This is a genomic window from Brevundimonas sp. UBA5936 (assembly GCA_002430835.1).
Classification (GTDB): Bacteria; Pseudomonadota; Alphaproteobacteria; order Caulobacterales; family Caulobacteraceae; genus Brevundimonas.
In genome coordinates, this window is record DJDA01000069.1 from 1 (window position 1) to 10,586 (window position 10,586).

Annotated in this window: 8 protein-coding genes; 2 read left to right on the top strand and 6 right to left on the bottom strand. The window is 67.7% G+C overall.

The window, feature by feature from the left end; genetic code table 11:
• Positions 1-30: 30 nt before the first annotated feature.
• Both B2Y21_RS06695 and B2Y21_RS06700 read right to left on the bottom strand, forming a co-directional pair.
• On the bottom strand, positions 31-1,683 hold the full coding sequence (locus B2Y21_RS06695; protein WP_292058175.1) for a serine hydrolase: 1,653 nt from the start codon (positions 1,681-1,683) through the stop codon (positions 31-33).
• A 72-nt stretch (positions 1,684-1,755) separates the two neighbouring features.
• Positions 1,756-3,651 carry a BCCT family transporter gene (locus B2Y21_RS06700; protein ID WP_292058176.1) on the bottom strand — a complete coding sequence of 632 codons (1,896 nt, stop codon included), beginning with the start codon at positions 3,649-3,651 and terminating at the stop codon, positions 1,756-1,758.
• Positions 3,652-3,818: 167 nt separating this feature from the next.
• On the opposite strand from B2Y21_RS06700, the gene clpB reads away from it, so the two are divergent.
• Both clpB and B2Y21_RS06710 read left to right on the top strand, forming a co-directional pair.
• Positions 3,819-6,404: an ATP-dependent chaperone ClpB gene (gene clpB / locus B2Y21_RS06705; protein ID WP_292058180.1), complete on the top strand. Its 2,586-nt coding sequence runs from the start codon at positions 3,819-3,821 to the stop codon at positions 6,402-6,404.
• Positions 6,405-6,923: 519 nt separating this feature from the next.
• Complete coding sequence (locus B2Y21_RS06710) at positions 6,924-7,259, top strand: GIY-YIG nuclease family protein (RefSeq protein ID WP_292058182.1); 336 nt, start codon at positions 6,924-6,926, stop codon at positions 7,257-7,259.
• A gap of 3 nt (positions 7,260-7,262) precedes the next feature.
• Here B2Y21_RS06710 and B2Y21_RS06715 read toward each other — a convergent pair whose 3' ends face one another.
• The 4 genes from B2Y21_RS06715 to B2Y21_RS06730 form a co-directional block, all read right to left on the bottom strand.
• Entirely contained in the window at positions 7,263-7,619 is a 357-nt protein-coding gene (locus tag B2Y21_RS06715) for a hypothetical protein (protein ID WP_292058184.1), read from the bottom strand.
• Positions 7,620-7,725: 106 nt separating this feature from the next.
• Positions 7,726-9,123 carry a dihydrolipoyl dehydrogenase gene (gene lpdA, locus B2Y21_RS06720; RefSeq protein ID WP_292058186.1) on the bottom strand — a complete coding sequence of 466 codons (1,398 nt, stop codon included), beginning with the start codon at positions 9,121-9,123 and terminating at the stop codon, positions 7,726-7,728.
• Positions 9,120-9,560, bottom strand: coding sequence for a hypothetical protein (locus B2Y21_RS06725; RefSeq protein WP_292058189.1), 441 nt, complete (start codon positions 9,558-9,560; stop codon positions 9,120-9,122). The genes lpdA and B2Y21_RS06725 overlap by 4 nt, the downstream gene beginning before the upstream one ends.
• Positions 9,561-9,620: 60 nt before the next feature.
• The coding region (locus tag B2Y21_RS06730) for a dihydrolipoamide acetyltransferase family protein (RefSeq protein ID WP_292058191.1) at positions 9,621-10,586 on the bottom strand (966 nt) is incomplete at its 5' end.

Below are 10,586 nucleotides of genomic sequence, written 5' to 3' on the forward strand. Positions count from 1 at the left end.
TCTCCCACAAGGGAAGAAGGGTTAGGGCGTTCAGACCCGCGTCAGCCGCAGATCCTGATAGTCGTAGCTGAAGTCGATATCCGGCGAGACGCCCTTGACCGTGGCGGTCGCAGGCTTGGCCGTGCCGATGCTGAAGGTGATGAAGGCGTCTTCCTCGCGCTTGTCGGGGAAGTGGGTACGGAAGGTCTCGCCGTCATAGGGCTCCAGCCAGCCTTGCAGCGCCGGGGTGTGGGTGAAGCGCAGCCACAGGCCGGACTTGCGGTTGCGGCCGCGCCCTTCCGTCTTCGGCTCGATGACGATGTCGCCGTACCAGGGATCGCGCCAGGTTCCGGCGTAGGCCTCGAGCGGCATGGACGGGGCCGCGCCCGCCGCCTGTTTGGCGTCGATTTCGACGGCGGCCTTCAGCGACTTCTCGGTTCCTTCGGCCTCAATCCGCTTGGAATCGGCGATCCAGTCGACGTCGACCTTGTTCATGGCGATGTCCGACAGGCCCGAACGCAGGGCGCGCAGCAGGAAGCTCTCTTCGGCGTTGGTGAAGACCGAGAAGCCGATCTTGCGGCCGGGGATCAGCACCGTGGCCGAGATGCCGCCGGGCGAGCCGCCGCCGTGGGTGGCCAGCCGCTCGCCGCGATAGTCCTGCACCTGCAGACCCATGGCGTAGGTCGAGGCCACGGCCCGGTTCGGCAGGGCCGCCGTCGGCCCGTTGGACGAGGAGACGACGATGTTGGGCTTGTACATCTCGCGCGCGGCGGCTTCGGAGAACAGGCGCGAGCCGTCGGCCAGCTTGCCGTCGTTCAGGCGCACGGCGATCCATTTGGCCCAGTCGTGGGCGCTGGCGCAGATGCCGCCCGCGGCCGCCGCCGAATCCCAGTTCCACACCTCGACGATCGACTCGGCGATCTGGGTCATCGCCCCCTGATAGCGCAGGGGCGGACCGACGCGGCCATGAGGCAGGGCGGACTTGGCCGGATCGGCCAGGCGGGCCAGGGGCACGCTCTCGCTCATGCCGACCTTGTCGAAGATGCGGGTCTGGACGAAGGCCTCCCACGACAGGCCCGACACCTTTTCGATCACCGCGCCCGCAACCACGAACATCAGGTTGCAGTAGTGGTAGTCCTCGCGGAAGCCGTCCTCGATCGGCACGAAGGCGGCCTGGGCCAGCACCTGCGCGCGCGTCCGGTCGCTGTTGGGCCAGAACAGCAGGTCGCCGGCGCCCAGGCCGAAACCGGCGCGGTGGCTCAGGGTGTCGCGCACCGTGATGCGCTCGCCCACCATCGGATCCGACAGGGTGAAGCCGGGCAGATAGGTGCGGATCGGCTCGTCCCATTTCACCTTGCCCTCGTCGACCAGGATGGCCAGGCAGGCGGCGGTGACGTTCTTGGAATTCGACGCGATTGCGAACAGGGTGTGTTCGTCGGCGGGCTCGGCCTTGCCCTGACGGCGCACGCCGTAGCCCTTGGCCAGCACCGTCTTGTCGTCGCGCACCAGGGCCAGGGACACGGCGGGCTGGTCCGGCCAGGCGGCCATGCAGCGCTGCACCCAGGCGTCGGCGGCGGCGGCGATCTCCTCGTCGGAACGCGTATCGGCGCTGGTCTGGGCCCAGCCGGTCGCGGGCAGGGCCGCGCCGGCGGCGCCGACGGCGGAAGAGATCAGCGCGGCGCGGCGCGACAGGCGGATGGACATCAAGGACGCTCCCGAAGACTGAACGGCGACGCTAACGCCGCCCGTCCGTCGGGCCAAGGGGCGTCGCGCGGCTTACGCCGCCAGCCGCCACCTTTGCAGATGCTCCAGCACGTCGGCGACGATCTGGGCGCGGGTGAAGCCGGTCACGTCGCGCGGGCGCGCGCCGTCGCCGGTGACGGCGCTCAGTCGCCATTCCAAGGCGCGGCGACCTTCGGGCGCCTCCAGCGCGGTCAGGGCGGGCAGGGGCCGCGAGCGCGCGCCCAGCCGATACAGGAAGTCCCGCCCGTTGGCGTGTTCGACCCTCAGCCAGACGCCGTTGTCGTCGCTCTGAACTTCGCTGTTCTCCAGCCCTTCGGCGGCCACGGCGGCGCGCACCTCTTCCAGCGCCGGGGCGCCGTGACGGGCGATCTGGCGGTCGATGTCGCGACGGCTGGCCGGGGCCAGGATGCGCTTGAGCTGTTCGCGCAGGGGCGGCGCCTCGGTCTCGACGGCCTCGCCTTTCAGGTCGGCGTTCATCTGCCGCGCCAGGCCGAAACAGGCCAGGATCATGATGACCGCGAAGGGCAGGGCGGCCACCAGGGTCGCCGCCTGCAGGGCGCCGAGGCCCCCGGCCAGCAGCAGCAGGGCCGCCGTCAGCCCCTCCATTCCGCACCAGTAGACCCTTTGCCAGCGCGGCGTCTCCTCCGCCCCGCCCGAGGCCAGGGTGTCGATCACCAGCGAGCCTGAATCCGCCGAGGTGACGAAGAAGACCGCCACCAGGGCGATGGCCAGGACCGAGGTGATCGCCGTGCCCGGCAGGAATTCGAAGAAGCGGAACAGGGCCGTCGACAGGTCCGCCTGCACCGCGTTCGAGATCGCCCCCGCGGCCACGCCCAGATCCAGGCTCATGGCCGTGTTGCCGAAGACCGTCATCCACAGGAAGGTGAAGCCTGACGGCACCAGCAGCACGCCGATGAGGAACTCCCGCACCGTCCGACCGCGCGAGATGCGGGCGATGAACATGCCCACGAACGGCGACCAGGAGATCCACCAGGCCCAGTAGAGCAGGGTCCAGTCCGCCATCCAGGCGCGCGGCTCATAGGCGTAGAGGGTGAAGGTGCGCTCGAAGAAGTGGTCTAGATACAGACCGAAATTCTGCACATAGGCCCGCAGCAGGAACAGCGTCGGCCCCACGATCAGCACGAACAGCATCAGGCAGACGGCGATGAACAGGTTCAGCTCGGACAGCCGCCGCACGCCCTTGTCCACGCCGGTCAGCACCGAGATCGTCGCCGCCCCCATCACCACGGCGATCAACCCGACCTGCATGATCACGTCATTGGGCAGGCCGAAGACGTAGTTCAGGCCCGAGGTCATCTGCGCCACGCCGTAGCCCAGGGAGGTGGCGATGCCGAACAGGGTGCCGCAGATGGCGAAGATGTCGACCAGGTCGCCCAGCCAGCCGTTCACCCGCTTGCCCAGCAGGGGATAGAGGCTGGACCGCATGGTCAGGGGCAGTCCCTTCCGGTGCGCGAAATAGGCCAGGCTCAAACCCACTACGGCGTAGATGGCCCAGGCGTGGACGCCCCAGTGGGTATAGGTGATGACCATGGCCTCGCGGGCGGCTTCCAGCGTGCCGGGCTGCGCTTCGGGCGGGGCGATGTAGTGCTGCACCGGCTCGGCGACGGCGAAATACATCAGGCCGATGCCCATGCCCGCGGCGAACAGCATGGCCAGCCAGGAGACATAGGGGAAGTCCGGCTCGGCGTCGTCCGGCCCCAGCTTCAACCGCCCCGTCGGCCCCAGGGCCAGCGCCGCGACGAACAGCATGAAGCCTGCGACCGAAGCGACGTAGAACCAGCCGAACGTCTCCACCACCCAGGCCTGGGCGCGCCCGAACAGCAGGTCGGACGTGGCGGGCGCCATCAGGGCGAGCAGCAAAAGCCCGCCTGCGATGGCGCTGGCCCCCCAGAAGACTCGAGGGTTCATTTTGGATGTCAGCATGGGCCCCCAACGCACGGCTACGCTTGGGGTTCCATCGCCCATCCCCTTGCGTGTCGTATGGGCCACACCCACCTGTGCTGCAACCGGATAGCGCGTCGCTTGCTTATGAGGGCGCGCCTTCCGCAATCCGCCTTTGAGGGGACTGCTCAACCATGAATCTCGACCTCTATTCCGACCGCGCCAAACAGGCCGTTCAATCCGCCCAGTCGCTGGCGCTGGCCCGCCGCCATCAGCAGTTCGCGCCCGAGCATCTGCTGAAGGTGCTGCTCGAGGAACGCGACGGACTGGCCCGCAAACTGATCGATCAGGCGGGCGGCGATCCGTCCGCCGTCGAACTCGTCACCGAGGGGCTGCTGAAGAAGCGGCCTCAGGTCGAGGGCGGCTCTGGTCAGCTCTATCTGGACGGCGACACCGCCCGCGTCTTCAGCGCCGCCGAAGAGGCCGCCAAGAAGGCCGGCGACGCCTTCGTCACCACCGAACGCCTGCTGGCCGCCATCGCCAAGGAGGGCGGCGCCGCTGCCGAGGCGCTGAAATCCGCCGGGGTCACGGCCAAGAAGCTCGACGACGCCGTCGCCGAAATCCGCAAGGGCAAGACCGCCGACAGCGCGGGCGCCGAGGACAGCTTCGACGCGCTGAAACGCTACGCCCGCGACCTGACCGAGGCCGCGCGCGACGGCAAGGTCGACCCCGTCATCGGCCGCGACGAGGAGATCCGCCGCACCATCCAGGTGCTGGCCCGTCGCACCAAGAACAACCCTGTGCTGATCGGCGAACCCGGCGTCGGCAAGACCGCCATCGTCGAAGGTCTGGCCCTGCGCATCGTCAACGGCGACGTGCCCGAAAGCCTGAAGGACAAGAAAGTCCTGTCGCTCGACATGGGCGCCCTGATCGCCGGCGCGAAGTATCGCGGCGAGTTCGAGGAGCGGCTGAAGGCCGTGCTGAACGAGGTGGCCGCCGCCGAGGGCGGCATCGTTCTGTTCATCGACGAGATGCACACCCTGGTCGGCGCGGGCAAGGGCGACGGGGCCATGGACGCCTCCAACCTGCTGAAGCCTGCGCTGGCGCGCGGCGAACTGCACTGCGTCGGCGCGACCACCCTGGATGAGTACCGCAAGCACGTCGAGAAGGACGCGGCCCTGGCCCGTCGCTTCCAGCCGGTCTTCGTGTCCGAACCGACCGTTGAGGACACGGTGTCGATCCTGCGCGGTCTGAAGGAAAAGTACGAGGTCCACCACGGGGTCCGCATCAGCGACAGCGCCATCGTCGCCGCCGCCACCCTGTCGAACCGCTACATCACCGACCGCTTTCTGCCCGACAAGGCCATCGACCTGATCGACGAGGCCGCCAGCCGCGTGCGCATGGCCGTCGATTCCAAGCCCGAGGCGCTGGACGAGATCGACCGCCGTCTGGTCCAGCTCAAGATCGAGCGCGAGGCCCTGAAGAAGGAAGACGACAGCGCCTCCCGGCAACGTCTCGAAAAGCTGGAGGACGAGATCGCTGATCTGGAAGGCCAGTCCGACGACATGACCGCCCGCTGGAAGTCCGAGAAGGACAAGGTGGGGCAGGGCGCGCAACTGCGCGAAACCCTGGACCGCCTGCGCGCTGAACTGGCCGCCGCCCAGCGCGCCGGTGATCTGGGGCGCGCCTCAGAGATCGCCTATGGTCAGATTCCGCAGCTTGAGAAGCAACTCGCGGACTCCGAATCCCCGGCGGCGGTCGCCGCCCCGCTGACGCCCGAGGTTGTCGACGCCGAGCAGATCGCCGCTGTCGTCAGCCGCTGGACCGGCGTGCCTGTCGACAAGATGCTGGAGGGCGAGCGCGAGAAGCTGCTCAAGATGGAGGACGAACTGGGCCGCCGCGTGGTCGGTCAGGACGAGGCCCTGGCCGCCGTCTCCGACGCCGTGCGCCGCGCCCGCGCCGGTCTGAACGATCCGAACAAGCCGCTGGGCAGCTTCCTCTTCCTTGGGCCCACGGGCGTGGGCAAGACCGAGCTGACCAAGGCGCTGGCGGGCTATCTGTTCGACGACGACAACGCCATCACCCGCATCGACATGTCCGAATACATGGAGAAGCACTCGGTCAGCCGCCTGATCGGCGCCCCTCCGGGCTATGTCGGCTATGACGAGGGCGGCGCCCTGACCGAGGCGGTGCGTCGCCGCCCCTATCAGGTCATCCTGTTCGACGAGGTCGAAAAGGCCCACCCCGACGTCTTCAACGTGCTTTTGCAAGTGCTGGACGACGGTCGCCTGACCGACGGGCAAGGCCGCACCATCGACTTCAAGAACACCCTGATCATCATGACCTCCAACCTGGGCAGCCAGTTTCTGGCCGACCAACCCGAGGGCGAGGACGTCGAGGCCGTTCGTCCCCTGGTCATGGAACAGGTCCGCGCCCACTTCCGGCCCGAGTTCCTGAACCGCATCGACGAGATCATCCTGTTCCGCCGCCTCGGCCGCGAACAGATGGGCGGCATCGTCCGCATCCAGCTGGCGCGTCTGGAGAAGCTGATGGCCGACCGCCGCCTGACGCTGGCCCTGGACGACAGCGCCCTGACCTGGCTCGCCGACAAGGGCTACGACCCGGTCTACGGCGCAAGGCCGCTGAAGCGCGTCATCCAGAAGGAGCTGGTCGACCCGATGGCCAAAAAACTGTTGGCCGGCGAGATCGAGGACGGGTCGGTGGTCGCGGTGTCAGCGGGCACGGACGGGCTGGAGATCGGGAAGGCGCGGGTGCATTAACCCGCGCGCTGTCCGCACGATCTGAGAAAGGGGCCGCGAAATCGCGGTCCTCTTTCTCTACGAGTTATCTGTGTCCCGCCCATCGGGTTCTTTCGCAACTCCCTTGAATGGGCCGGGAGAAGACTTCCTCTCCATGAATTGCCCGTTGCTCTCATCGCGCTTTTGCCAGTCCCCATTCTCATGTTGGAATTGAGTGCGGCCGCGCACTGCGCCCTTGCGGTAACCTTCGCCTGTGTTTTTGCCCATGGCAGACCTCTTTGAACGAAAAGTGAACATCTCCGATTCGCTAGATGGAGTCGAGTCTGTCGAACGATGGTCTGTAAGCTGATGTTTCTTCCGTCATCCTCCGGCAAGCCGCGTCAGCGGCGCAGACCGGGGGACCTAGCGGCGCGCGGAGCGTGAAAGATCCACGCTCGACGGCCGCCCTTAGATCGCCTTCGGCGCCGCTGGGTCCCCCGGTTCCGCGCTGCGCGCGGCCCGGAGGATGACGAAGGCGGATTAGCGGCATAGCTTGTGCGGATGGCGACCCATCGCACCTTCATCGCGACCTACATCATGGCGAGCAGGCGCAACGGGACGCTCTACGCCGGTTCGACCTCCAATCTGGAAAGCCGCGTGTGGAAGCACAGGACGCGCGCCTTTCCCGGCTTCACCGATGCCTATGACTGCACCCGTCTGGTCTGGTTCGAGCAGCACGCCCTGATGCTTGATGCGATCCGGCGCGAGCGGCGGATCAAGAAGTGGCTGCGCGACTGGAAGCTGGCGCTGATCGAGCGCGACAACCCCGACTGGCGCGACCTCGCGGCCGACTGGTTCCTCGATCCGAACTGGACCCCGCCGCCGGGCGCCGACTGAGCCTCACCCCAGCACCGGCATCACCTCCACCCCATCGCAGGGGAAGGGGTTCATGTGCGGGTGGTTCTCGAACAGGCGGGCCGCCGCCTCGTGGCTGTCGGCGCGCACGACCATGAAGACGGTCAGCAGGTTGACCATGTCCGTCACGGCGCCGCCGTCGCCGATGCGCTTGGTCGGGCCCAGCGGGCCGCCCCGAAACACGATAGAGTTGCGGTGCGCCTCTTCCCAGGCGGCGACGGCGGCCACGCCGATGCGGGCCGTCTCGGCCTGCTCGGCCTCGCTCATGGCGCGCCAGGCTCGCCATTTGGGGCCGGTCTTGTCGCTGGTGAAGACGGCCAGATAGTGGGTCTGCGCGCTCATCGAAGCCTCCCGTTTGTGGGAGGGTCGACCTTTCGTCCGGTGAGAGCAAGCAAGGGCGGTTCCTTCTCCCGCAAGGGGAGAAGGAAGACGCGCTCAAGCAGCGATCTTAGATGTGGATGGCGTGCCCGAGCGCCCGGAGGGACGCTTCGTGGAAGGCTTCGCCCAGGGTCGGGTGGACGTGGATGGTGCCGGCCACGTCTTCCAGCACCGCGCCCATTTCCAGCATCTGGGCGAAGCTGTTGGACAGCTCCGACACGTGCTGGCCGACGGCCTGGACGCCCAGCAGGCGGTGATCCGACTTCGAGGCGATGACGCGGACGAAGCCGCCGTCCTCGCCCGCCTCGATGGCCAGGGCGCGGCCGATGGCGGCGAAGGGGAAGACGGCCTGGATCACGTCGTCGCGGCCCTTCACATCATCAGGGCCGAGGCCCGCCGAGACGATCTCCGGCTCGGTGAAGCAGACGGCGGCGATGGTGGTCGGGTCGAACACGCGGTCGTGCCCGGCGATGATTTCGGCCACGACTTCGCCTTGCGCCGAGCCCTTGTGCGCCAGCATCGGTTCGCCGGTCAGGTCGCCGATGGCCCAGACGTTCTTCATGCTGGTGGCGCAGCGCTCGTCGATCTTCACGAACGGATCGTTCATGGCCACGCCCATGTTCTCGAGGCCCCAGCCTTTCGTCCGCGCGCGGCGGCCGACGGTGACCAGCACCTTGTCGGCGTCCAGCTGCATCGGGTTTCCGTCCTTGTCGGTGACGTTCAGCTTGCCGTCTCCGAAACCGCCCGCGCGGGCGCCGAGCAGCAGCTGCACGCCGTGCTTCTCCAGCCATTTGGCGACCGGGTCGGTCAGGGCCTTGTCGTAGAGCGGCAGGATGCGCTCGGCCATCTCGACGATGGCCACTTCGGCGCCCAGCTTGCGGAAGGCGATGCCCAGTTCCAGGCCGATATAGCCGCCGCCGACGACGACCAGCTTCTTGGGCACTTCCGGCAGGCTCAGGGCCTCGGTGGACGAGATCACGTCGCCGCCGAAGGGCAGGAAGGGCAACTCTACCGGCTCCGACCCTGTGGCCAGGATGACGTGCTCGGCGGTGATGCGGATGTCGCCGTCGTCGGTCTTCACCGTGCAGGTCTTGGCGTCCGAGAAGTCGGCCCAGCCCTTGATGACCTTGACCTTGGCCTTCTTCAGCAGGGCGGCGACGCCGGCGTTCAGCTTCTTGACCACGCCGTCCTTCCACTCGACCGTCTTGGACAGGTCGATGGCCGGGGTCGAGGCGGTGATGCCCAGCGTGCCGTCGCCGGCGGCTTTGGCCACCGTCTCAAACTTGCCCGCCGCGTGGATGATGGCCTTGGACGGGATGCAGCCGACGTTCAGGCAGGTGCCGCCGAGGCCCGGCGAGGCGTCCACCAGCACGGTCTCCAGCCCCAGCTGGCCGCAACGGATGCCTGCGACATAGCCGCCGGTCCCGGCGCCGATGATCAGGACTTTGGTTTTCAGGGTCTGGGTCAACGATAGGCCTCAATGCGAGAGGTGAATTCAGGAGGAACTTGATGGGGTTCAAAGAGGCGAAGGGCGCCGTTTGGAGCTTCCATCCCCAGCACCAGATCGCCGACTTTCACACGCTGAAAATCGACGCACACCATGCCGGCGTAGTCACCAAGGCGACGAACGCTCTCGGCTGCCGTCAGGGCATAGGTCGGCTTGGGCTGGCCTTGGATCGCTTCCAGACGCTCGATGACGGCCCGCGATTCGGTGATTTCCAGCGTCGTCGTACGGCGGGGCTCCGGCAGCGTCTCCACGGTGGTCACTCGACCAATGAAGAGCGTGGGGCCGTCCGCGCGCAGGATCGAGGGCCAGTGGGGCGGAGGTTCGGGGATGCAGGCGGCGGCGGGCGCCGTGCCGAGGGCCGCGATTGCGAATGCGATGATCAGGGCGCCGGTCTTCATCTGCTGCATCCTCTGCTCTGCTCATCCTTCGCCAGGACGAGCAGAGCGGGTTGGAGTTGATCAGTTCATCCAGAGCGTGGCCGGGTTTTCCAGCAGGTTCTTGATCTTCTGCACGAAGACCGCCGCGTCGTGGCCGTCGACGATACGGTGATCGAAGCTGGAGGACAGGTTCATCATCTTGCGCACGACCATCTGGCCGCCCCGCACTACGACGCGTTCTTCGATCTTGTTCGGACCGACGATGGCGACTTCGGGGTGGTTGATGATGGGCGTGTGCACCACACCGCCGAGCGTGCCCAGCGAGGTGATGGTGATGGTCGAGCCGCTGAGCTCCTCGCGCTTGGCGCTGCCGTCCTTGGCGGCGCCCGAGACGCGGGCGATCTCCTCGGCCGTGTCGTAGGCGTCGCGCGCCTCGGCATGACGGACGACCGGGACCATCAGGCCGTTCGGCGTCTGGGCGGCGATGCCCAGATGGACGGCGTTGTGCTGGGTCAGCACGCCCGCCTCGTCGTCATAGGTGGCGTTGATGTTCGGCTGGTCCTTCAGGGCCACGACGATGGCGCGGGCGATGAAGGGCAGGACGTTCAGCTTGGCGCGGCCGGTGCCCTTGTTCTGGGCGTTCAGGTGGGCGCGCAGCTCTTCCACCGCCGTCATGTCGATGTCCTCGACATAGGTGATGTGCGGGATGCGACGGACGCTCTCGGCCATCTTCTCCGCGATCTTGCGGCGCAGGCCGATAATGCGGACTTCGTTGGTTCCCTCGGCCTTGGCGTAGAGCGAACCGCCCGAGGCCGTGGCCGGGGCGAACGTGCCGCCGCGCGCGACGAAGGCGTCCAGATCGGCGTGCTCGATACGGCCCGCGGGGCCGCCGCCCGGCACGAAGACCAGGTCGATCCCCAGATCACGCGCGCGGTTGCGCCCGGCGGGGGAAGCCAGCGGGCGCTCGCCCGGCTGGCGGCCGGTCAGGGCCGGAACGGGTTTGGCGTCGGCCTTGGGCGCAGCCGCAGGCTTGGCGGCCGGTGCGGC

Coding starts and splice junctions, on each gene's coding strand:
- B2Y21_RS06695 (WP_292058175.1), bottom strand. CDS start 1,683: ATGTCCATCCGCCTGTCGCGCCGCGCCGCGCTGATCTCTTCCGCCGTC.
- B2Y21_RS06700 (WP_292058176.1), bottom strand. CDS start 3,651: ATGAACCCTCGAGTCTTCTGGGGGGCCAGCGCCATCGCAGGCGGGCTT.
- clpB (WP_292058180.1), top strand. CDS start 3,819: ATGAATCTCGACCTCTATTCCGACCGCGCCAAACAGGCCGTTCAATCC.
- B2Y21_RS06710 (WP_292058182.1), top strand. CDS start 6,924: ATGGCGACCCATCGCACCTTCATCGCGACCTACATCATGGCGAGCAGG.
- B2Y21_RS06715 (WP_292058184.1), bottom strand. CDS start 7,619: ATGAGCGCGCAGACCCACTATCTGGCCGTCTTCACCAGCGACAAGACC.
- B2Y21_RS06725 (WP_292058189.1), bottom strand. CDS start 9,560: ATGAAGACCGGCGCCCTGATCATCGCATTCGCAATCGCGGCCCTCGGC.